The organism is Sinomonas sp. P10A9 (assembly GCF_041022165.1).
GTDB classification, from domain to species: Bacteria; Actinomycetota; Actinomycetes; order Actinomycetales; family Micrococcaceae; genus Sinomonas; species Sinomonas puerhi.
Genome location: NZ_CP163302.1, coordinates 1,690,537 through 1,711,027, shown reverse-complemented (window position 1 = coordinate 1,711,027; position 20,491 = coordinate 1,690,537). Strand labels below are relative to the sequence as shown.

The following is a 20,491-nucleotide window of genomic DNA, read 5'->3' as shown; positions in this document are numbered from 1 at the left end:
GGGGGAACTCCCGTTCTGCAGGCGGAGGTGCGATGCCGGGAACAGCGCGGGCGGACGGAGCGGTCAAGACCAGGGTCTTCCACGCCGCGACGGCGGTCGTGGTCGCGGTCGTCGTGCTCGCAGAGGTTGCGCTCCCCGTGGACTCGCCGTGGCTCCTGCGTCTTGCTGTGGGGGTCGTCGGCGCCGTGTTCCTCGTGGCCGGAGCTTCCGTATACCTCTACTCGAGGCTCCACGAATCGCTTGGCTGCCTTGCACTCAATGTGGTCGGTCTGGTGCTCGTCTACTCGGTGCTGTTCTCGGAGGACGCCGGGGTCGTCTGGACGGTCGGGATCGCGCGCGCTGCGGCCGGCGTCCTCCCCACGCTGCTCGTGCGCTCGTTCTTCGAAGTCGTCGCCAGGGCGCCGTCGCGCAGGGCGATCGTGCGCGCGTTCGACGTGGTCGCCGTATTCACGGAGGCCTTCCTGATCGTCGGCCCTGCCGTGCGCCTCGACGACGAGGTCATCCGGCTCGCGAGCGAGGGTGTCTTCCTCGCTGCGGTCCTGGCGGCGGCAGCAACCCTCGTCTGGCTCGCAAGCACCGCCCGCGACCGCGACGCGCGCGCCGGGCTCCTCATGATCCTCGCGGCCGGCGCGCTCCAGGCGTCCGCCCTTGCACTCTTCGGCCCGCCTGACCCGGGCGCACCTTTCGCCTGGCTGTGGGTCCTCTCGAGCATCCCCCTTCCGCTCACGGTCTCGCTGTCCGCGCTGCGGGGCAAGTTCGTGGACCTGAGGCTGCGCCGCGAGCTGGTCTATGTGCTCCTGACGGGGACTACCGCCGGTGCCTACGCGGCCGCGCTCGCGGCGCTCTCCCGCGGGCTGCATCTCCGCGGGCTTGCCGCGGCGGTCGCCATCGCCGGTATCTCGATCCTCTTCGTGCCCACGGTCCGTTACGTGCACCGCGCCATCGACCGCTGGTTCTACCGCGACGGGTACGACTACCGCACGGTCCTGAGCCACCTCGCCACGGCGGCCCCGGGCTTCCGCTATGCCGAGGACCTCGGCGCGTACCTGTGCTCGGAGATCATGGAGGCGCTCAACCTCTCGTGGTGCGCAATCTATGCCGGGGCCGGTGCCGCGCGCGTCCTCGTCTACGCGACCGACCCGCTGGCCGCCGAGGTGTCGGTCCACGTGGGCGAGCAGGAGTCCGCGGGCCTGAGGCGGTTCACCCTCGGCGTGCCCGGCAGCGACGGGGGCCAGCTCGTCGTCGCCCTTCGAAACCGCAACGCCCGCCTCCGCGCAGTGGACGAGGACCTCCTGCGAACCATGGCCTACCAAGCCGGGATCGTGCTCGAGAACTACCGGCTCATCGATTCCCTCGACCAGCGGATCCGCGGCCTCGAGGACGCCGAGGTCACCACGCGGATCCTCCATCGGCGCCTCGCCGAAAGCGAGGAGCGCACGCGCGCACGGCTCTCGCGGGACCTCCACGACGGCGCGCTCCAGTCCCTCTTCCACCTCGTGCGGGTCGCCGAGGGGTCCTCACGCACGGGCGCCGCGGGTGCCGGCGCCCAGCCGCACGTCGACCAGCCGCACCTCGACCAGATCGCGGATCTGGGGCGCGACATCGCGTTCGAGCTCCGCCAGGTGTGCGAGGATCTGCGGCCTCCCATGCTCGACCAGCTCTCCCTCCCGCTCGCGCTTGAGGCCCTCGTGGCCCGGTACCGCACGACGTTCGGGCTCCACGCGGGCCTCGCCGTCAAGGGCGAACCCGACGCCCTCCCGTCCGGCGGCCACCTCTCGAGCACGCTGTACCGGGTCGCCAGCGAAGCGCTCTCCAACGTGCTCCGGCACGCACAGGCCGACGAGGTCGAGCTCGAGCTCGAGTTCGGCTGCGATCGCGTCTGGTTCACCGTCAGGGACGACGGCCGCGGTTTCGCCGCCGAGGCAGGCGACCTCCTGGCGCTGACCGAAGAAGGCCACCTCGGCCTCGCGGGGATGTTCGAGCGCATCCGCGAACTCGACGGGACCACGAGCATCGCCCGGCGCGATGGCGGCGGCACCGACGTCCGCGTCAGCATTCCGTACACGAGAGGGGAAACCATGGAAGCACGACGCCCGGCACCGGAGGCCAGCGCATGACGGCTGCACCTGCTCGAGGTTCCTGTGCGCCCCTGCGGATTGTGCTCGTCGACGACCATCCGCTCTTCCTCGCGGGCATCGCCCAGCTGATCGAGGCGGAGCCGGGGCTCACGCTCGCCGGAACCGCCACCACGTCGGAGGACGCCACGCAGCTCCTTGAAGGGGCCGCCCCCGACGTGGCGATCCTCGACGTCAGCCTCCCCGGTGAGAACGGATTCGCCCTCGCGAAGGCGCTCGTCGCCGGAGGATCCGAGGTCAAGGTCCTCATGCTCAGCGGCCACGACGAAGTCCAGTACCAGCGCACTGCCTTCCAGATCGGGGCCCACGGCTACCTCTCCAAGGCCTGCACACGGGCCGAACTGCGGGACGCGATTCTGACGGTGCGGGCGGGGCGCCTCTCATTCACTCCCGAGGTCATGGCCGAGCGCGGACGGGGACCAGGCATCCCCGCCCCCACGCGCCGCGAACTCGAGGTGCTCCGGCACATCGGCGACGGCCTCAGCAACAAGGAGATCGCGGCGACCCTCGTGGTCAGCGAGCGCACCGTGCATTTCCACGTCGGAAACCTTCTCGCCAAGATGCAGGCGAGCTCCCGGACGCAGGCGGTGGCCCGCGCCCGGGAACTCGGCTGGCTCAACGACTGACGGTTTGCCGCGCCGCCGCTCAGGCGGGCGCGGGAGCCGTTGAGGGCCCTTTGTCCCACACGGAGAAGGCGACGCTCGCGTTGTGCCCCCCGAACGCGAACGAGTTCGACATCGCCGTCCGGACTCCGGAGGTCGGCCGGGGCTCCCGCACGAAGTCGAGGGCAGCATCGAGCGTCGGCTCCGCGTGCGCCGTCGGCGGCAGGAAGCGCTCCTTGAGCGCGAGGACCGTGGCGATCGCCTCGATGGCGCCGCCGCTGCTGAGTCCGTGGCCGATCTGGGACTTGAGCGAGCTCACGGGTACCTGCGCGAGCCGCTCGCCGAACACGCGGCGGAGCGCCGCGACCTCGACAGGGTCGTTGAGCCGCGTGCCGGTCCCATGCGCGTTGACGTAGTCCACGTCGTCGGGAGTCAGGCCCGCGTGCTCGAGGCAGCGCTGCATGGCGAGCGTGGCCCCGAGGCCCTCGGGCTCGGGTGCGGTCATGTGGTGCGCGTCGTTGGACAGACCGTAGCCGAGGACCTCCGCGTACGGCTCGGCACCGCGCTGGGCAGCCGATTCGGCCGACTCCAGGACGAGGACTGCAGCGTTCTCGCCGAGCACCGTGCCCTGGCGGCGTCCCGCCTCGGCGAACGGCAGGCACACGGTCCCGAGCGCACCGATGCTCGCGAAGCCGCCATAGATGAGCTGCGTGAGCGTGTCGAGCCCCCCGACGACGACCCGGTCCGCACGGCCGATGCGGATCAGGTCGAGCCCAAGGCCGATCGCGTTGGTGCCCGCGGCACAAGCGGTGATGACCGTGAGGCATGGCCCGCCGATCCTCCAGCGGTCCACGAGCGCACGACCCCCGCACTCGGCCATCGAGCCCATCACGGCCACGTAATCCGGCTCGAGTCCCTGGGTCTCGTGCCACAGGGCCGAGCTGATCTCGTCCGAGCCGAGCGTGGTGCCGAGCACCACCGCCGCGTCCGCGAGATCGCGCGCCCCGAGCCGCGCGTCCCGCAGCGCCTCCTCGGCGGCCAGCTGGATCAGCTGCGACGGGCGACTGCCGTCGACTCCGCTCAGGTCGACGTCCTCCGGGATCTCCGCCGCAGCGTCGATGCCGTACTGCGATCCGTCGAACTTACGCACGGGAGCGAAGACGGTCCGCGACGAGAGGATCCCCTCGCGCAACGCCTCGACGCCAGCCCCGAAGGGGGACACGCACCCCACCCCTGTGATGACGACTCGTCTCATGCGACCCTCCCTGACGGTTGAACTGCTCGGTTGCCGGCGTTTTCGCCGCCACCGACGGCCCCAGCGGCTGCCGGAGCGCGGAAGTAGGCCGCCTCGGATTGTCCCCGCGAGCTGTCATGCGCCGTGACGACCACTGAGCGTGGCGCCGGCCTGCCCGCGTCAGGGCCCCCCGAGATCGCGGCCGCCGCGAGGACCGCGTTGAGGGCTGCCGAGCATGCGAACATCTCGCCCGTCGCGTCCTTGGGCCACTGCGCGGCGTCCACGATGGCGCGACGGACATACCGCTCCTCGGAATCCCGCAGGAGCGTGTCCGGCCAGCCGGAACCGAGGAACAGCTCCGGCACGGGGGCCTGGGCCGCGACCGCGGCAAGCGAGCGTGCCATGCCGTCGCCCGCGTAGGCAGACGCGCCGTCGAGCGTGAACTCGAGGTCAGAGGCCACCGAGGCAGCGACCAGTTCGGCGAGCGGCTCAGCGCCACGGCCCCGTGCGGCGTCGTCCGTCTCGAGGACCACGACGGCGGCCCCCTCACCGATCGCGCGCACGGGCACGGAGAAGCCGGTGGCCGCGAGCGCGCGCTCGTAGACATCCGTCATCTCGTCGAAGCCGCCGACTAGGAGGCGTTCCGCTCGGCCCGAGGCGAGCATGTCGAAGGCGTACATGAGCCCGCCCACGCCGCCGAGGACGGAGTTCGGTCCCCGCAGCCCGAACGCGATCGAGGCCTGGCCCGCCGCCGCATTGGCCACGACGTTGGGGAACAGGAGCGGCGAGATGACGGGGTCGTCCGAGAGCACGTCGGCGAGGACCCTGCTGACCACGCCAGCCGAGCCGAACGCGGTCGAGAGCACGAGCCCGGTACCCCTCACGAGATCGGGCTCGTCGAGGCGCGCGTGCTGGATCGCCTGGCCGACGGCCGCGGTCGTGATCCGGCTGATCCTGTCCATCTTGCGGGCCAGCCGCCTGGGCACCCACGGAGCAGTCTCGGCGTCGTCAACGCGGCGGACGGGGAGCCCAGCGCCCGCCGAGACCTCGGCCGGCGGCTCGAGGGTTCCGCCGAGCACGCCTGCGAGATCCGAGCGGACTCCCGTGCAGAGCCCGTAGCCGGTGACGACGACGCTCATGCGCGGGCCCCCGCAGGGGTACCGGCCGCCGGGGCCAGGACGGAGTGCACCGTGAACTGGGCCGACGCACACGGTTCGTCGTCGACACTCGCGACGACCTTGTACTTGCTGACATCCCCGAGCTCACCCTCGGACGTGGCCACCATGCGCAAGACGTCGCCCGGCACCGCCTCGCGAAGGAACTTGACCGCGTCGATCCGCGCGAGCCGTGACGAGAGGAGCTCGCGGTCGAGCGGTTTGAGGAAGCGCCCGACCTGGGCCATGGCCTCGAGGAGGATGACGCCCGGCAGCACGGGACGCTCCGGGAAGTGCCCCGTGAACCACGGCTCGGTCGCCGTGACGGCTTTGATGCCGACGGCCTGGTCCGGGCCGGCCTCCTCGATCCGGTCCACGAGGAGGAACGGGTGGCGATGGGGGTAGAAGTGGGCGATCGTCTGAGTCGTCCTGGCGCTGATGAGGGCCTCGCTCACGTCAGCGCTCCTCGAACTTGAAGCGGAAGAGGCCGATCCCGAAGAAGACCACCGCGAAGGCGGCGAGCGCGCCTACGGCGGGGAGGACCTGGGCAATGTCAGACCCCTTCATGATGATGTTCTGGTAGGCCTGCATGGCCCAGCCCTGCGGTGTGGCTAGGGCTATGCCCTGCATGAATCCCGGCATGAACGAGAGGGGGACGTAGCATCCCGCAACCGTCGCGAGGGTGAAGACGAGCAGCGTGGCCATGCCGGTGGCTTGGGCCTGGGTCTTGCTCAGCGAGGTGATCATGAGCCCGAAGCCGTTGGCCGCAGCGACCGCGGCGCACGTGACGAGGAGAAGCGCCACCGGGTCTCCCAGAGTCATGCCGAACAGGAGCCGGCCGACGGTGAAGATCACGACAACCTGGACGAAGCCGATGACGACCGTCGGAAGCAGCTTGCCGGCGAGGATCGACGCGCGGCCCACCGGGCTGACAAGCAGGCGGCGGAGGGTGCCGCGGTCGCGCTCCATGAAGATGTACTGCGCGATCGTCGAAGCAATGAAGAACAGGAACGCAACCGTGAAGCCGGGGATGTACTGCTGCGCGGCCGTCGGCTTGACATCGGTGCTGCGGTTGCCCGACTGGCTCGTGGTGAGCGTGACCTGCGGCTGCGCGGCGATCGTGGCCGCCTTGACCTGCTCCGTCTGGCTGCCCGACGCCGCGACGGCCCCGAGCTCGGAGGCCTGGGTCGCCGCGTGCTTGGCGGCGAGCGCGGCCGAGATCTGTCCGAACAGCAGCTGCGCATTGTTCGCCTGGGACGGGTCCTCGTAGAAGTCGAGGGAGGCGCCGTCGGGGGCGATGAGGACGGCCCCGATCGACTTGCCCTGGTCCACAGCGGACTTCGCGTCGTCGACCCCGGCCTCCTGCCAGGTGATCCCGGGGATAGAGGTGATGTCCTTCGCGACGGCCTCGGCCTGGGCGCCGGACGCCGTGACGGGGATGGTCACGGGAGAGCTCGAGGCCCCGCCGCCGAACGCGCCCCCGAGGGCGATCGTCAGCACGACGCTGAACATGAGGGGCAGGACAAAGAGGTTGATGTAGGTGCCGCGGTCCTTGGAGAGGATCAGGAGGTCCTTCCAGAACACGTGAAGGGTTTTCACGTCAGAGTGCCTTTCGTCTCGGGCCAGGTCAGGAGTCGCGGAGCTGATTGCCGGTCAGCTCGATGAAGACCGTCTCGAGGGACGGGGGGAGGATCTTGCAGGTCTCGGGGCTCGGGGCGATGTCGGTGAGGATTCGCGTCACCAGGGCCACCGCGTCGGGCAGCGCCTTCGCCGCGATCTGGAGGTCGCCGTCCTCAAGAACGCGGTGGGAGACCTCCGGGTGCTGCTCGAGGAGTTCGACGGCGAGCTGCCGCTCCTCGGCGCTCAGGCCGAGGCGCACGAGGGAGGAACCGTGCCGCTCGAGCACCCGCTCGAGCGGCCCCTCCTCGATGAGGCGGCCGTGGTCCACGATCGCCACGGTGCGGCAGAGGGCCTCGACCTCTTCCATGTAGTGCGTGACGTAGACGATGGTCATGCCCTCCCGGTTGAGCTCGCGGAGGGTTTCGAAGACGAAGTTGCGCGACTGAGGGTCGATGCCGACGGTCGGCTCGTCGAGAATGAGGATCTCGGGCCGGTGCAGGAGAGCCGCCGCGATGTTCAACCGGCGCTTCTGGCCCCCGCTGAACTTTCCGGCGGCGGGGCGCACCGCACGGTCTTCGAGACCGACGCGCCGCAGCGCGTCCTCGGTCCGGTCCTTGAGTTCGGCGCCCCCGAGGCCGTACATCGCCCCGAAGAAGCGAAGGTTGTCCCGGGCGCTCAACTCCGGGTAGATGGCGAGGTCCTGTGGCACGACGCCGAGCACTCGTTTGACCTTCCCGAGATCCTTGGCCGTGTCGATCCCGAACACGCGGCATTTGCCCTCGTCGATCTTCACGAGCCCGGAGATCATCGAGATCAGGGTCGTCTTGCCGGCGCCGTTCGGGCCGAGCAGGCCGACGAAGTCGCCACGGCGCACGGACCACGAAATCGCGTCGACGGCCCGCTGGGAGCCGAAACTCTTGACGACGCCCGCGAGCTCGAGCGCCGCGAGGGCCTCGTCCCGGGCCGCATGGCGGGGAGCGGCTTCCTCAACAGTTGTCACTGGTTCCCTCTCGTATTGGAACTGCACGTTGTCGACTCACGGTATCCGCGGGCAAACACGCCGCGGCACCGCAGAAACTGCAGGTCAGAACCCGGTGTTTCTGCGGGGTGACCATCAGTCGGGACCGTGGGTAGAGTCCAGAGCGCACCGCGGACAACTCCTCGCGGAACTCCCCGACAGAACAGCGTCCCGACGGATTAGCGGGAAAGGCGAAATTCATCATGGAAATCACGATCGACGGCCTCAAGGACCTCATGATCTCCCGACTCGGCCTGGATATGGAACCGGGCGATATCCAGCCCGAGGATTCGCTCCAGAATGACCTTGGCCTCGATTCGGTTGACCTTCTCGAGGTAGCCATCGGCATCGAGCGGACGTACCGGGTCAAGATCACCCAGAATGACACCGCCGCGTTCGAGTCCCTGCAGTCGCTCTTCGACTTCTGCAGCGAGCAGTCTCTCGCCGGCGTCAAGTGACGCGCCGCCCGGCCGCCCCGCTCGGGCCACCACGCACGGCGCTCGTCGTGGGCGGCACGGGCGGGATCGGCGCCGCCGTCATCCGGGAGCTCGCGCCTTCGTGCGAGCGGATCATCTTCACCTACGGGAGCCAGGCCGACGCCGCCCGCGACCTCGAGCGTGAGCTCGAAGGTGTGGGAGCGAGCGTGCGTACCATACGGGCCGACCTCACCGACTCGGCCGCTTGGGAGGCAACTCTCGGATCGCTCGTCGAGAGCGAGCCGATCGACCTACTCGTCAACGCGGCCGGAGTCAGCGACGATGCGCTGTGCATCGACGTGGACACCGAGCGCTTCGCGCGGCAGTACCAAGTCAACGTCACGGCGCCGTGGATCGCCATGCGCGTCCTGGCCCGCGATATGGCGTACCACCGCCGAGGACGGATCATCAACGTCGCGTCGATCGCCGCAACGGTCAACTCCCCCGGCCGGAGCGTCTACGCGAGCACCAAGGCCGCCATCGTCTCGCTCACGAAGTCCTTCGCGGTCGAAGTCGGGCGGTTCGGGATCCGGGTCAATGCTGTGGCGCCGGGATTCGTCGAGACCCCCATGATCGAGGACTTCGACGAGACGACGCGCAAGGCCTTCACCGATCAGGTCCCGCTGGGCCGCTTCGCGACCGCCGAGGAGGTGGCCCGTGTCGTGGGCTTCCTCGCGGGCGAGAACGCCGAGTACCTCCATGGGACGGTCGTCACGGTGGACGGGGGGACGTCGGCATGACTCCTCAGGCCTCCGTGATCGTTCCAACCCACAACAAGCGAGAGCGCCTCGTGCTCATGCTCGAGGCCTTCGCGCACCAGGCTGTCCCCGACTTTGAGGTCGTCGTGTGCGACGACGGCTCGACGGACGGCACAGCGGAGGCCCTCGCCTCACTGGAGGCCGAGGTCCCCTACCGGCTGGTGTACGTGTCGGGCCCTCGGGGCGGGGCCGGCGCGGCACGGAACCGCGCCGCCGCCGCGGCCCGCGGCGATGTCCTGATCTTCAACGATGACGACATGGTGCCCGCCCCGGGCTTCGTCGCCCGCCATGTCGAGGCGTGCGCGGCGGGGGACGTCCTCTCCCGCGGGGAGCGCTGGGCGGTACCGGTCGACGTCGTGCCCTCCTTCCTCGGTCGGCGCGCCGACGCTGCACTCTATGCCGAGGTCTGGTCGAGCGCCCGGATGACCGTGGCCGAGAAGTGGACGCTCGACGCTCTCGCCGCGAGCCCCGACCACCACTACCGCTTCCTCCAGACCTGCACGAGCAACCTCGCGCTGCGCCGCTCGTCGTTCGAGCAGGTCGGCGGGTTCGACGAATCCTTCGGCACCCGCTGGGGCGCCGAGGACACGGAATTCGGTTACCGCGCGCAGCTCGCAGGCGTCGGCATCCGCCTCACCACCGCGGCGAAGAACCTCCACCTCGAGCACTCCACGGATTCTGGCGCGAAATTCACCAAGGGCCTTGAGAATTTCCGGAGGCTCGCCGAGATCCATCCCGAAAGCAAGGGCATCAAGACCCTCGTGAAATATGTCGAAATGGCGGTCGAGCGCGGACACGCTGCGGAATTGTTCGACGAGCAGTCATTCGTCGACTGGACATCTCCGGACATCCTCAGTTTCAGCTAGAACTACTTCCAGGGAGCACACCATGTTTGATGCCGAGAATTTCGAACGGGCCCTCGACGATCTCCGCCGCGGCCACATGATCCTGGTCGTGGACGACGCCGACCGGGAGAACGAGGGAGACCTCGTGGCCGCCGCTGAGCTCGTGACCGGGGAGCAGATCAACTTCATGGCACGCGAAGCCCGCGGACTCATCTGCGTCGCTGTCGATCGGTCCATCGCCGAGGCCAAGGAGCTGGCCCCCATGGTCCAGCGCAACGAGGATCATCTGGGGACGGCCTTCACGGTGTCAGTCGACGCCGCCCCCCACTTCGGGGTCACGACCGGCATCTCCGCCTTCGACCGGGCCGAGACGATCCGCGTCATCCTGGACGAGAACCTCGCGCCCGACACGCTGCGGCGCCCCGGCCACATCTTCCCGCTCGTCGCACGGCCGGCCGGCGTGCTGGCCCGGCGCGGCCACACAGAGGCCTCCACTGACCTGTGTGCCCTCGCGGGCCTGCGCAAGGCGGCGGTGATCGTCGAGATCATCGCGGACGACGGGCACATGGCCCGGGATGCCGAGCTCGCCGAATTCGCCCGCGTCCACTCCCTCACCACGGTGACGGTCGAAGACGTCGTCCAGGCCCGGCTCGCCCGGGTCACCGACGAGCTCGAGTTGGCAGTGGCCGAGTGAGCTACCTCAAGAGGCTCCTGCTCCTCGTCCTCAAGGCCTGGGTGGACCGTCGGGTGATCGGAGTCCTCGGCGACAAGCCGCCTGCCGCGCCGTTCATCGTCACGGCTAACCACACGAGCTACTTCGACCACGTGGTCCTCGCGTGGTGGCTCCTGTGCAACGGCCTTCCGTACCCGAAGTTCCTCTCGAAGTCCGAGCTCTTCGACTCTCCGCTTTCGGCCTGGTTCAACCGCCGGGGCGGCGGGATTCCGGTGGAGCGGGGCGGGGCGGACATGGACGCGTTTGAGGCCGCTCGGAAGGTCCTCGCGGACGGCGGCGTGCTGGTCATGTACGCCGAGGGCACGCGCAGCCGTGACGGCTGGCTCCGCGCACCGCGGCGCGGTCTCGCGACGCTCGCCGCCGAGGCCGGAGTACCGGTGGTCCCGGTGGGCCTCTTCGGTGTCAACGAGGTTCTGCCGGTCGGCTCGCGCTGGCCGCGCAGGCGCCGTCGGATCGCGGTCAACGTGGCCTCCCCGCTGGCTCCCCCCGAGGCGGGGCGGGCCGCGGGCCAGGAGTTCATCCTGCGCGTATTCGCCCGCATCGCGGGGCAGACCGGGCAGTGGCCGGCGTTTGTGGCCCCCGAGTTCGCCCCGGCCCCCGGGCCCGCCCGCCGGGGTTCGCGTGCTGCCGCGGCCCACGCCCTCGTGGAGCGCGCGTTCCGGGCACAGAGCGGCGAGGCCGAGGAGCTGTTCAGGCGTGCGCTGCTCGTGACGCGAGGGGTGCGCTGCGACTATGCGGACCTCGAGCGGGGCCGGGCCGCGGGGCAGATGGCGGGGTTCACCCGCAACCCGTTCGCGCAGCTCGCGTGGGCCCTGCGGAGCAGGCGTCTCATCTGGCGGTCCGTGCGGCGGCTACCGGGCAATGCTCTCGCGTGGCACGTCTGGGCATCGCTCATGGAGCGCCTCCCCGGGTGGCTCGGCGGCGACCGCGTCGCTGCAGCCATGGGACATCGAGTGGCGGTCTCGCTCACTCAGGACCACCGCAACGCGCTCCACACCGCGCTCGTCTTCCGGGACGCCGGCCGGCCGCAGGAGGCGGCACGTTGGCTCGAGCTGTTCCTCCAGCTCGATCCCGCGGCCGCCGACCGCCTGCGGATCCAACGCGGCAGGGAGCTGCTCGCGGAACTCCGCGGCGGCGAGGTCCCTTCCGCGGCCGCGCGGTGAGCAGCCAGCACATCGCCGCTCCGCGGGGCGACCCCGGCCATGCGAGGGCCTTCCTCGTCGCGGCCGGGGTCGCCTCGGTTCTCGTACTGCACGCGAAGGCCGGGCTGGACCTCTTTGTGCCCGCGGCCGTCGTCTGGGCCGCCGCGAGCCTCGCCGCGGCGCGCTGGACGCGAGGGCCGGCGTCGTTCACCATCGTCAACATCGCCCTTCTCGTCGCCGACGCGGGCCTGGACGTACTCGCGATGGGCGAACATCTGGCTCCCGGCACCCACGGGATCCTCCCCTGGCGGTTCGAGGACGGTCAGGGCTGGGTGATCGCGTACTGGGTGGCGCTGTGGGGTGTCGCCGTCCCGCAGCGCACGCTCGCAATGCTCCGGAACGGCGCCGCGGGCCAGCTCGATGCGCGGCTGCTCTTCCTCGCGGTGATCGGGCTCCACGCGTGTTTCGTGGAGGACGTCGTGTACTTCGCGCTCCTCGGGTACCCGCCTTGGTCCGGCCCTCCCCCACTTGGCTACGCCTATCTCCCTGCCCTGCCCGGCGCCGAGCCGTGGACTCCGGCCGGGGTCTGGAGCGTGAGTGCGGCGGCGACTGCATTCTTCATCGCAGTGGGTGGGGCAACGACGCTGCGGCGCGCTCGCGCCGTCGGACGACTCCGTGTCGGCCGCGGCTGAGGGCGGGGACGGCTTCACCGCCGCCGCCTCGGAGGGCTTTCCCGGCCGGATCGCCGTGCTGCGGCGCCACGGCGGAGACGGTCGGGGGCGCCCCCACCGCAGCAATGAACACGAGCACGGCAGGGCCGCGGCCCGGGCCGCCCTCGGACTCCTCGGTGGCCCGGGCCTCGAGCGCGTTCCCATCGGCGCCGATGCAGATGGCTGCCCGGTGTGGCCGGCCGGCGTTGCGGGGAGCATCTCCCATTCCGCGCCGTGGGCGGCCGCCGCTGCCGCGTGGACGCGCTCCGGGGTGCGCGGCGTCGGCGTGGACGTCGAGGTTGTGCGGCCGCGGCACGCCGCTCTGTGGCAACGTGTCGTCATGCCCGACGACGCCCAAGCGGCTCCGCCGGGCGCACCCGCGGAGTACGTCGCAACTGTCTGCTTCGCCCTCCGCGAGGCCGTCTACAAGTGCGTCTTCCCGGTCCTCAGGGTGCCGATGGACTGGCCCGACGCCAGGCTCGCGACCAACTGGGACGTGGGGTCGGCCGGGGTCGTCCTCGACGAGCGGCTCGGCTGCGACGGCGCGCTGGCAGCAGAGTTTCGAGCGCACGACGGCGCCGTGGTTGCCTTGTGCTGGTGGACCGCCGGTGCGTCCCGGAAGTGACCGGCCTCTCCGGGCGCGTAGGGGGCGGTCGGGCCGATCCGTTCTGACGGCGCTATCGGGCGAGCCTGGTCCTGCGATTCAGGCCCGAGAGCTTCTCGGGGTTGCGGACGTAGTAGATCGCCGTGACCCGGGAGCCCTCGATGCGGACCGCCATGACGCCGTCGACCTCGCCGCCGACGGACATGAGCAGGCCGGGCGTGCCGTTGACCTGTGCGGGCTCGCCGGTGACTGGGCCAGGGGCCTTGGCCATGATCCCGGCGAAGAACCGGAGCACCTTCTCGGCCCCGAGGATGGGCCTCAGAGCCGCCTGCCGGAGCCCGCCGCCGTCGGAGATGAGGACCACGTCCGGTGCCAGCACATCGAGCAGCCCTTGGATGTCCCCGGTCTCCACGGCGCGCTGGAAGGACACAAGCGCCGCCCGGACCTCTGCCGGGGCAGCCTTCTCGCGGGGCCTCCGGGCCTCGACGCTCTGCCTGGCCCGGTGCGCGATCTGCCGCACCGCCGCGGGGCTCTTGTCGACGGCGGCTGCGATCTCGTCGTAGCCGACGTCGAAGACCTCCCGCAGCACGAACACCGCCCGTTCGGTCGGGGTGAGCGTCTCGAGGACGAGCATGAGGGCCATGGAGAGGCTCTCGGCGAGCTCGACGTCTTCCGCCACGTCCGGTGAGGTCAGGAGGGGCTCGGGCAGCCACGGCCCGACGTAGGTTTCCCTACGCCGGCTCAGGGTACGCAGTCGGTTGAGTGCCTGGCGGGTGGTGATCCGGACCAGGTACGCCCGCTCGTCCCGTACCTCGTCAAGATGAGCCTTGACCCACCGCAGCCAGGTCTCCTGGAGGACATCCTCGGCGTCCGCGGCCGAGCCGAGCATCTCGTAGGCGACCGTGAACAGCAGGTTCCGATGGCGCGTGAACGCCAGGGTGGCCCCCTCGATGACGCTGTCGCCCATCGTTCCTCCCCTCTCCCCCGCCTACGCTACGCGGTACGCGCGACGTACCGACGGTGGGATGCCTCGAGCAGACCCGCGCGGTGGCCGTCCCTGATGAAGGCCCAGTTGACCGACCCCGGGTGCTTCGCCTCCAAGAGGAGCCCCTGGTAGGTCGACCAGCAGATCGCCTCCTTGAGCGCGGCCCCGCTCCGCCCGCCGACGAAGGACTTCTTCGCATGGTCGTCGCTCGACGCGAGCTGGAGGAGGCCGGCGCGCCGCCCCGTGCTCACACATTGGGCGACGAACCCGACGGCGACCTCGCGCGGTGTCGCTCCCGCGATCCGCGCGAGCACGGTGTCCGCGGCGTGCGATCCGAGCGGAAGCGCGGCCTGGCAGCTCATCCTGTACGCCACGCCCGAGGGCGCGGCCGAGTCTCCGGCGGCCACGATCCGCGGGCTGTCCGCGCTCGTGAGTGTCTCGTCCGTGAGGAGGCGACCTGCCGCGTCCGTACGCAGGCCGCTGCGGACGGCAAGGTCCGGAACGGCGAAGCCCGCAGTCCAGAGGGTCACGTCGCTGCGCACCTCGCGGCCATCCTCGAGGCGCACGACGGCGCGGCTCACCTCGGCAGCCCGACTGCCGGCGCCGTCGAGCACCTCCACCCCCAGCCTCGACAGGCGGGCGGCGAGCGCGCGGCGGGCCCCCGGGTGGAAGTACGGGGCCAGGACTCCGCCGGTCACGAGCGTGACTGTGCGTCCCCGCTCGGCGAGCTCGGCGGCGGTCTCGATACCGGTGGGCCCGGCCCCCACGACCGTCACAGCGGCGGCCGCGGGTGCGGCGTCGACCGCTGCGCGCGCACGACGGGCGTCCTCGAGGGTCGAGAGCGGCTGGGCGAAATCGGCTGCCCCGGGCACCGTGGGCCGCGCGCCCGAGCTGCCGACGGCGTACACGAGGTAGTCGTACTCGACTGTCCCGCCCGATTCGAGCAGGACGACGTGCTCGGCGGCGTCGATCCGCGACGCCGAGTCGAGAACCAGCCGGACGCCCTCGGCGAGGACGTCGCGGAAGTCGTGGGCGGCGTCGTGCGTCCCGCCTACAAGCTGGTGCAGGCGGATCCGCTCGACGAACTGCGGACGGGGGTTGATGAGCGTCACGGCGGCGCCCTCCCGCCGCGTCAGCCGGTTGGCCGCCATCGTGCCGGCGTACCCGCCCCCGATGACGACGACGCGCGTGTTCGCGGCGCCGGTGTTCTCAGCCACAGTCCCTCCTGGGGTTTCCGGATCCCGCCTATCGGGATTCCGGCCAGAAGACACCGCCCGCCCGCGCAGTGTGACACTCGGTCAGTATTGGCCCTTGATCACGAAGTACGAGCCGCGGATCTCCCCGGCGAGCTTGGACTTCTGCCGCGCGAACTTGAAGGTGCCGGCGAGTTCCTCGGGGACCTCCATGCCCTGGGAGAGCTTGAAGCCCACGGCCCTCTTGCCGCCGTCCTCGAGCGTGTACATGACGTTGATCGAGAGTCCGGACTCGTAGAACACGTAGGCCATCTTGATGCCGTCCACCTCGAAGGACGTGACCTCGAGCGGGCGGGAGGCAATCGTGAGGTTGCGCTCCTCGGCGAGGATCCGGTTGACCCACTCGAGCGTCTCGGGCGCCTCGCTGGCCGGCGTAACGGTGAAGTCGTGGTCGTACTTGTTCTTGAAGTAGCGGGACTCATTGGCCCGGAGTCCTGCGAGGGCCTCCACGACGGGGGACGACTCGAGACCGACCCTCGAGACCTCCTTGAAATCTACGGTGTATGACATGCTGCCCAGCCTACGTCTGGCGTTTCCGGCGGCCTTCTCGATTCCTGATCGATCGCCGGGCGATTTGTAGAATGGCAATTCGTAGAATGCTGGCATGACCGGCCCCAGCGACCCCAAAGACGCGCTACGGCGCTACCTCCAGAGCACCCGGGACGCGCTCGTGTGGAAGCTCGAGGGGCTCAGCGAACGCGACCTCCGGCTCCCCCGCACGCCCACGGGCACGAGCCTGCTCGGCATCGTCAAGCACGCGGCGAACGTGGAGATCGGGTACTTCGGGGACGTCTTCGGGCGTTCGTGGCCCTCGCCCGAGGAACGCGTGTCCGACGAGGAGACCGACGCCGACCCGCAGGCCGACTGGTACGCGACCGAGAATGAGACCGCGGAGGGGATCGTCGACCTCTACCGGCGGGTCTGGGCGTTCGCTGACGCGACTGTCGATACCCTCCCCCTCGACACGGTCGGATGCGTCCCGTGGTGGCCCGAGGAGCGGGCGCAGGTCACTTTGGGCCAAGTCATGGTGCACGTGCTCTCAGACCTCGCCCGGCATGCTGGGCACGCCGACATCCTCCGCGAGTCGATCGACGGCGCGGCCGGGCTCCGTGCGGGCACCGGCAACCTCCCGAGCCTGGACTGGCCGGCCTACGTGCAGAAGCTCACCGAGCTGGCGAATCGCTTCTGACAGGGTTGACGCGGTCACCAGCCGCCGCGCGTGGGCGTGTGCCCCTCGCGGGCGTCGTCGGGCATGGTCATCTCGGCCCCCAGGCCCAGGAGGCGGATGGGCCGGCCGGGTTCGATCGCGGCCGCGAGGTTCCGCATGAGAGGCCCTCACCGGCATAACAGGCGCTGCTGCAGGCATGCCATGCCGGCCGGGGCCTGTTGTGATTGGTGCTACCCGGCTCAGGCCCCCTGAGACGCGAGCTCGAGGAACCGGGCCGCGACGGCCTCGCCCCCGGCGGCGTCGCGCGTGATGATCATGACCGTGTCGTCCCCGGCGATCGTGCCGAGGATCGAGGGGATCACCGAGTGGTCGATCGCGAGAGCCAGGAAATTGGCCGCACCCGGCGGGGTACGCAGCACCACGATATTCGCCGAGGCCTCGGCCGTGACCAGCAGATCGGCGCAGAGCTTCGCGAGCCGGGCATCGAGCACCTCAGGGGCCTGGCCGGTCCGGGGGCTCCGGTCGCCGCCCTCTCCCCTGATCGCGTAGACGAGGCCGCCGTCCGCGCCGCGCACGCGCACCGCCCCGATCTCCACAAGGTCACGGGAGAGGGTCGCCTGGGTGACCTGCACGCCGTCGTCCGCGAGGAGCGTTGCGAGCTCCGCCTGCGAGCGCACCGAGGCCCCCGCCAGGAGTGCGCGGATGCGCGCCTGGCGGGCCGCCTTGGTCTGCGGAGCAGAGCCCGGGATCGAGGTCACCGCCATCCCCTCAGGGCACCGCCGGGAGGCCCTCGACGACGGCTTGCCCCGAATAGTGCAGGACCCACGCGAGGAGGGCCTTCTGCGCGTGCAGGCGATTCTCGGCCTCGTCCCACACCACGGACTGCGGCCCGTCGATGACCTCGGCGGCGACCTCGTACCCGCGGTATGCCGGGAGGCAGTGGAGGAACACGGCGTCGGGCGCGGCCGTGGCCATCGCCTCGGCATCGACAGAGTAGTCGCGGAAGAGCGTCATGCGCTCCGCCTTCTCGGCCTCCTGGCCCATCGAGACCCAGGTGTCGGTGGTGACCACGTCGGCGCCCTCGAGCGCGGCCGCGGGGTCGATCGTCACAAGGACGGACCCGCCGGTCTTGACGGCAACGTCCTCGGCCTCGGCGACGACCTCCGGTGAGGGAAGGTAGCCTTCGGGCCCAGCGACGCGCACGTGCATGCCGGCCGTGACACCGGCGAGGAGGTACGAGTTGGCCATGTTGTTCGCCGCGTCGCCGAGGTACGCCATGGAGAGCCCGGCGAGCGTGCCCTTGTGCTCCTTGACCGTCAGGAGATCCGCGAGCAGCTGGCAGGGGTGGTAGTCGTCGCACAGGGCGTTGACCACGGGCACTCGCGAGTTCGCGGCCATGTCCACGAGTCCCTGATGGGCGCCCGTGCGCCACACGATCGCGGCGACCATCCGCTCGAGGACCTTCGCGGTGTCCTCGACAGACTCCTTGTGGCCGATCTGGGCCTCACCCGGGTTGATGACGAGCGGCGTTCCGCCCAGGTCCGAGACTCCCGTGGCGAAGGAAACGCGGGTACGGGTCGAGGTCTTGTCGAAGATGACCGCGACGGTCTTGCGGGCGGAGCCATCGGCGGCGAGCGGCTGGACCGAGTAGGGCGCTGCCTTCATGCGCACGGCGAGATCGAGTACCTCGGCCTGCTCGGCGGGGCTGAGGTCGGTGTCCTTGAGGAAGTGCCGTACTGTTCCGGCGGCGGTGTTCACTTGGTCTCCTTGGCGGTCTGGGCCAGATGGTCGGCGGCGGCGGCAACGAGGGCGGGCAGCGCGGCGACGAAGGTGTCCGCCTGCGCTGCCGTGAGGATGAGCGGCGGGGCGAGGCGGATGGTCCGCGGGCCGGGCGCGTTGATGATGAAGCCCGCCTCGAGCGCCTGGTTCACGACGGCGGCCGCCAGGTTCGCGCCGGCCGGCACCTGCGCGGCGTCCCCGCCAGGACCGGTCAGATCGATTCCGAGGAGCAGGCCGCGACCGCGGACCTCGGCTACCTCGGGAAGCGCGGCGAGGGCGGTGCGGAGCCGCTCCCCCACGGCCCGGACCTTCGCGAGGACGCCCTGGGTCTCGATGGCATGGACCGTGGCGAGCGCCGCGGCCGTGGCGACCGGGTTTCCGCCGAACGTGGTTCCGTGCTGACCGGCCGAGAGGCGCGCGCTGTTCTCGGCGCCGAACGTCACGAGGGCACCGATCGGGAAGCCCCCGCCGAGTCCCTTCGCGAGCGTCACGGCGTCGGGCACGATCCCCGAGCCCTCGATCGCGAGCCAGGTTCCGGTGCGGCCCATCCCGGTCTGGACCTCGTCGACGATCAGGAGGGCGCCGGCGTCGTGCGTGAGCTTTCGAGCCGCGGCGAGGTAGCCCGGCGGAAGCGGCACGACGCCGGCCTCGCCCTGAATCGGCTCGAGGAAGACGGCCTGCGTGGTCTCGTCCACGGCAGCGGCGAGGGCGTCGATGTCACCGAACGGCACGTGCACGACGCCGCCGGGCAGCGGTTCGAACGGCTCGCGGTAGGCCTTCTTGGCCGTCAGCGCGAGGGCGCCCATCGTGCGGCCGTGGAACGCGCCCTCGAGGGCGACGACCTTGGTGCGCTTCCCCCCGGCCGCGTTGGTGGCGTTCCGCCTCGCGAGCTTGAACGCCGCCTCGTTGGCCTCGGTGCCCGAGTTCGCGAAGAACACCTTCGACCCCGCGGGTGCGCCGGTGAGCTGCAGGAGCTTCTCCGCGAGGGCCACCTGCGTGGGGCTTGTGAAGAAGTTCGAGACGTGCCCGAGCGTGGAGAGCTGGGACGAGATGACCGAGGTGACGAACGGGTGCGCGTGGCCGAGCGCGTTGACCGCGATGCCGCCGAGCAGGTCGAGGTACTGCTTGCCGTCGGCGTCCCACACGTAGCAGCCCTGGCCGCGGACGAGCACGCGCTGCGGCGTGCCGAACACGCCCATGAGCGAGTCCGAATACCTCGCAAGCCAGGACGCACCCGACGAGGCACCGACAAGCTCGGAGAGGGGGCGGTGCCCCTGGAGGTTCTCGCTGGTCATGCTGGTGTACCCGTTCCTTCCCCGTCGGGCACCACCTGGGTGCCGACTCCGGCGTTCGTGAAGATCTCGAGGAGCATCGTGTGGGGGCTGCGCCCGTCGACGATCGCGGCACGGTCCACGCCCTCGGTGACCGCCTTGAGGCACGCGGCCATCTTGGGGATCATGCCTGAGGCGAGCTCCGGGAGCATCTCGCGGAGCTCCGAGGCCGAGATCTGGGAGACGAGCGAATCCCTGTCCGGCCAGTTTCGGTACAGGCCCTCGACGTCGGTCAGGATCACGAGACGCGAGGCCCCGAGGGCAACGGCGACCGCGGCGGCGGCAGTGTCCGCGTTGACGTTGAGCACCTGGCCGGTGGGCTGGAAGGCAGGCGCGGCCCCGGCGGTCTCCGGGAGGACGACCTCGGGGGCAATCCCCGAGATGACCGGGATCCGCCCGGCCTCGAGGATGTCCAGCACCGCGCCAGGCTCGACGCCGACGACCTCGCCGACGAGGCCGAGGTCCACCTCCTCGCCGTCCACGACGGCGCCCGTGCGCACCGCGCGGAGCAGGCCGGCATCCTCGCCCGACAGGCCCACGGCGTACGGCCCGTGGGAGTTGATGAGGCCCACGAGCTCTCGGCTGACCTGGCCCGTGAGGACCATCCGGACCACTTCCATCGCCTCGGGCGTCGTGACGCGCAGGCCGCCCTTGAACTCGCTCTCGATCCCCACGCGGTTCAGCATGGCGCTGATCTGCGGGCCGCCTCCATGGACAACGACCGGGTGGATGCCCACGTGGTGGAGGAACACGATGTCCTCAGCGAAGGCGCGGCGCAGCTCGTCGTTGACCATGGCGTTGCCGCCGTACTTCACCACCATCGTGGTGCCGGCGAACTTCTGGATCCACGGCAGGGCCTCGATGAGGGTTTCGGCCTTGTCCATCGCCAGACGGATGTTCCTGCGCGCCGCGCTCACGTCAGCGCTGCTGCTCTCTGTCATGCG

At 70.5% G+C, this 20,491-nt stretch carries 22 protein-coding genes and 1 pseudogene; 10 read left to right on the top strand and 13 right to left on the bottom strand.

Annotated elements, in window-relative coordinates:
• Positions 1-32 precede the first annotated feature (32 nt).
• Positions 33-2,117 carry a sensor histidine kinase gene (locus AB5L97_RS07790; protein ID WP_369047096.1) on the top strand — a complete coding sequence of 695 codons (2,085 nt, stop codon included), beginning with the start codon at positions 33-35 and terminating at the stop codon, positions 2,115-2,117.
• On the top strand, positions 2,114-2,761 hold the full coding sequence (locus AB5L97_RS07785) for a response regulator (RefSeq protein ID WP_369047095.1): 648 nt from the start codon (positions 2,114-2,116) through the stop codon (positions 2,759-2,761). The genes AB5L97_RS07790 and AB5L97_RS07785 overlap by 4 nt, the downstream gene beginning before the upstream one ends.
• A gap of 19 nt (positions 2,762-2,780) precedes the next feature.
• Here AB5L97_RS07785 and AB5L97_RS07780 read toward each other — a convergent pair whose 3' ends face one another.
• Genes AB5L97_RS07780 through AB5L97_RS07760 form a run of 5 tightly spaced genes read right to left on the bottom strand, consistent with a single transcriptional unit; the run spans position 2,781 to position 7,745 of the window.
• A complete protein-coding gene (locus AB5L97_RS07780) occupies positions 2,781-3,992 on the bottom strand; it encodes a beta-ketoacyl-[acyl-carrier-protein] synthase family protein (RefSeq protein WP_369047094.1) in 1,212 nt (403 codons plus the stop codon).
• Positions 3,989-5,110, bottom strand: a complete 1,122-nt coding sequence (locus AB5L97_RS07775; protein WP_369047093.1) for a beta-ketoacyl synthase N-terminal-like domain-containing protein — start codon at positions 5,108-5,110, stop codon at positions 3,989-3,991. Before AB5L97_RS07775 ends, AB5L97_RS07780 begins: the two co-directional genes overlap by 4 nt.
• Entirely contained in the window at positions 5,107-5,580 is a 474-nt protein-coding gene (fabZ, locus tag AB5L97_RS07770; RefSeq protein WP_369047092.1) for a 3-hydroxyacyl-ACP dehydratase FabZ, read from the bottom strand. The genes AB5L97_RS07775 and fabZ overlap by 4 nt, the downstream gene beginning before the upstream one ends.
• A gap of 1 nt (position 5,581) precedes the next feature.
• Positions 5,582-6,724 carry an ABC transporter permease gene (locus tag AB5L97_RS07765; RefSeq protein WP_307959014.1) on the bottom strand — a complete coding sequence of 381 codons (1,143 nt, stop codon included), beginning with the start codon at positions 6,722-6,724 and terminating at the stop codon, positions 5,582-5,584.
• 28 nt (positions 6,725-6,752) lie between these two features.
• Positions 6,753-7,745 carry an ABC transporter ATP-binding protein gene (locus tag AB5L97_RS07760; RefSeq protein ID WP_307959013.1) on the bottom strand — a complete coding sequence of 331 codons (993 nt, stop codon included), beginning with the start codon at positions 7,743-7,745 and terminating at the stop codon, positions 6,753-6,755.
• A gap of 221 nt (positions 7,746-7,966) precedes the next feature.
• Between AB5L97_RS07760 and AB5L97_RS07755 the strand changes: the two genes are divergently transcribed.
• From AB5L97_RS07755 to AB5L97_RS07725, 7 genes are read left to right on the top strand one after another with little or no spacing between them, the layout of a single operon-like run.
• Entirely contained in the window at positions 7,967-8,221 is a 255-nt protein-coding gene (locus tag AB5L97_RS07755; RefSeq protein ID WP_369047091.1) for an acyl carrier protein, read from the top strand.
• Positions 8,218-8,979: an SDR family NAD(P)-dependent oxidoreductase gene (locus AB5L97_RS07750; RefSeq protein ID WP_369047090.1), complete on the top strand. Its 762-nt coding sequence runs from the start codon at positions 8,218-8,220 to the stop codon at positions 8,977-8,979. Before AB5L97_RS07755 ends, AB5L97_RS07750 begins: the two co-directional genes overlap by 4 nt.
• Positions 8,976-9,863, top strand: a complete 888-nt coding sequence (locus AB5L97_RS07745; RefSeq protein ID WP_369047089.1) for a glycosyltransferase family 2 protein — start codon at positions 8,976-8,978, stop codon at positions 9,861-9,863. The genes AB5L97_RS07750 and AB5L97_RS07745 overlap by 4 nt, the downstream gene beginning before the upstream one ends.
• A gap of 22 nt (positions 9,864-9,885) precedes the next feature.
• Positions 9,886-10,536, top strand: coding sequence for a 3,4-dihydroxy-2-butanone-4-phosphate synthase (gene ribB / locus AB5L97_RS07740; protein ID WP_369047088.1), 651 nt, complete (start codon positions 9,886-9,888; stop codon positions 10,534-10,536).
• The gene (locus tag AB5L97_RS07735) at positions 10,533-11,738 is read left to right on the top strand and encodes a lysophospholipid acyltransferase family protein (protein ID WP_369047087.1); all 1,206 of its coding nucleotides are present in this window, start codon (positions 10,533-10,535) and stop codon (positions 11,736-11,738) included. The genes ribB and AB5L97_RS07735 overlap by 4 nt, the downstream gene beginning before the upstream one ends.
• Positions 11,735-12,409, top strand: a complete 675-nt coding sequence (locus AB5L97_RS07730) for a hypothetical protein (RefSeq protein WP_369047086.1) — start codon at positions 11,735-11,737, stop codon at positions 12,407-12,409. The genes AB5L97_RS07735 and AB5L97_RS07730 overlap by 4 nt, the downstream gene beginning before the upstream one ends.
• Positions 12,393-13,052: a 4'-phosphopantetheinyl transferase superfamily protein gene (locus AB5L97_RS07725; RefSeq protein ID WP_369047085.1), complete on the top strand. Its 660-nt coding sequence runs from the start codon at positions 12,393-12,395 to the stop codon at positions 13,050-13,052. The genes AB5L97_RS07730 and AB5L97_RS07725 overlap by 17 nt, the downstream gene beginning before the upstream one ends.
• 52 nt (positions 13,053-13,104) lie before the next feature.
• Here the strand turns inward: AB5L97_RS07725 and AB5L97_RS07720 are convergent, their stop codons facing one another.
• The 3 genes from AB5L97_RS07720 to AB5L97_RS07710 all read right to left on the bottom strand — a co-directional run bounded on the left by AB5L97_RS07720 (position 13,105) and on the right by AB5L97_RS07710 (position 15,779).
• The gene (locus AB5L97_RS07720; RefSeq protein WP_369047084.1) at positions 13,105-13,998 is read right to left on the bottom strand and encodes an RNA polymerase sigma-70 factor; all 894 of its coding nucleotides are present in this window, start codon (positions 13,996-13,998) and stop codon (positions 13,105-13,107) included.
• A gap of 26 nt (positions 13,999-14,024) precedes the next feature.
• Positions 14,025-15,233 (bottom strand): NAD(P)/FAD-dependent oxidoreductase, encoded by a 1,209-nt coding sequence (locus AB5L97_RS07715; protein ID WP_369047083.1) that lies wholly within the window; start codon positions 15,231-15,233, stop codon positions 14,025-14,027.
• Positions 15,234-15,314: 81 nt separating this feature from the next.
• Positions 15,315-15,779, bottom strand: coding sequence for a phage tail protein (locus AB5L97_RS07710; RefSeq protein ID WP_369047082.1), 465 nt, complete (start codon positions 15,777-15,779; stop codon positions 15,315-15,317).
• A 94-nt stretch (positions 15,780-15,873) separates the two neighbouring features.
• On the opposite strand from AB5L97_RS07710, the gene AB5L97_RS07705 reads away from it, so the two are divergent.
• A complete protein-coding gene (locus AB5L97_RS07705) occupies positions 15,874-16,458 on the top strand; it encodes a DinB family protein (RefSeq protein ID WP_369047081.1) in 585 nt (194 codons plus the stop codon).
• Positions 16,459-16,472: 14 nt separating this feature from the next.
• On the opposite strand, the pseudogene AB5L97_RS07700 reads toward AB5L97_RS07705, so the two are convergent.
• From AB5L97_RS07700 to argB, 5 genes and pseudogenes are all read right to left on the bottom strand, one after another.
• A pseudogene (locus tag AB5L97_RS07700) lies at positions 16,473-16,589 on the bottom strand (DNA polymerase IV); the annotation flags it as partial.
• A gap of 87 nt (positions 16,590-16,676) precedes the next feature.
• Positions 16,677-17,201 carry an arginine repressor gene (locus tag AB5L97_RS07695; protein ID WP_369047080.1) on the bottom strand — a complete coding sequence of 175 codons (525 nt, stop codon included), beginning with the start codon at positions 17,199-17,201 and terminating at the stop codon, positions 16,677-16,679.
• A gap of 4 nt (positions 17,202-17,205) precedes the next feature.
• Positions 17,206-18,195, bottom strand: a complete 990-nt coding sequence (gene argF, locus AB5L97_RS07690; RefSeq protein WP_369047079.1) for an ornithine carbamoyltransferase — start codon at positions 18,193-18,195, stop codon at positions 17,206-17,208.
• Positions 18,192-19,511: an acetylornithine transaminase gene (locus AB5L97_RS07685; protein WP_369047078.1), complete on the bottom strand. Its 1,320-nt coding sequence runs from the start codon at positions 19,509-19,511 to the stop codon at positions 18,192-18,194. The genes argF and AB5L97_RS07685 overlap by 4 nt, the downstream gene beginning before the upstream one ends.
• Positions 19,508-20,488 (bottom strand): acetylglutamate kinase, encoded by a 981-nt coding sequence (gene argB, locus AB5L97_RS07680; RefSeq protein ID WP_374049313.1) that lies wholly within the window; start codon positions 20,486-20,488, stop codon positions 19,508-19,510. Before argB ends, AB5L97_RS07685 begins: the two co-directional genes overlap by 4 nt.
• Positions 20,489-20,491 lie beyond the last annotated feature (3 nt).

Coding starts and splice junctions, on each gene's coding strand:
- AB5L97_RS07790 (WP_369047096.1), top strand. CDS start 33: ATGCCGGGAACAGCGCGGGCGGACGGAGCGGTCAAGACCAGGGTCTTC.
- AB5L97_RS07785 (WP_369047095.1), top strand. CDS start 2,114: ATGACGGCTGCACCTGCTCGAGGTTCCTGTGCGCCCCTGCGGATTGTG.
- AB5L97_RS07780 (WP_369047094.1), bottom strand. CDS start 3,992: ATGAGACGAGTCGTCATCACAGGGGTGGGGTGCGTGTCCCCCTTCGGG.
- AB5L97_RS07775 (WP_369047093.1), bottom strand. CDS start 5,110: ATGAGCGTCGTCGTCACCGGCTACGGGCTCTGCACGGGAGTCCGCTCG.
- AB5L97_RS07755 (WP_369047091.1), top strand. CDS start 7,967: ATGGAAATCACGATCGACGGCCTCAAGGACCTCATGATCTCCCGACTC.
- AB5L97_RS07745 (WP_369047089.1), top strand. CDS start 8,976: ATGACTCCTCAGGCCTCCGTGATCGTTCCAACCCACAACAAGCGAGAG.
- ribB (WP_369047088.1), top strand. CDS start 9,886: ATGTTTGATGCCGAGAATTTCGAACGGGCCCTCGACGATCTCCGCCGC.
- AB5L97_RS07720 (WP_369047084.1), bottom strand. CDS start 13,998: ATGGGCGACAGCGTCATCGAGGGGGCCACCCTGGCGTTCACGCGCCAT.
- AB5L97_RS07710 (WP_369047082.1), bottom strand. CDS start 15,779: ATGTCATACACCGTAGATTTCAAGGAGGTCTCGAGGGTCGGTCTCGAG.
- AB5L97_RS07705 (WP_369047081.1), top strand. CDS start 15,874: ATGACCGGCCCCAGCGACCCCAAAGACGCGCTACGGCGCTACCTCCAG.
- AB5L97_RS07695 (WP_369047080.1), bottom strand. CDS start 17,201: ATGGCGGTGACCTCGATCCCGGGCTCTGCTCCGCAGACCAAGGCGGCC.
- AB5L97_RS07685 (WP_369047078.1), bottom strand. CDS start 19,511: ATGACCAGCGAGAACCTCCAGGGGCACCGCCCCCTCTCCGAGCTTGTC.
- argB (WP_374049313.1), bottom strand. CDS start 20,488: ATGACAGAGAGCAGCAGCGCTGACGTGAGCGCGGCGCGCAGGAACATC.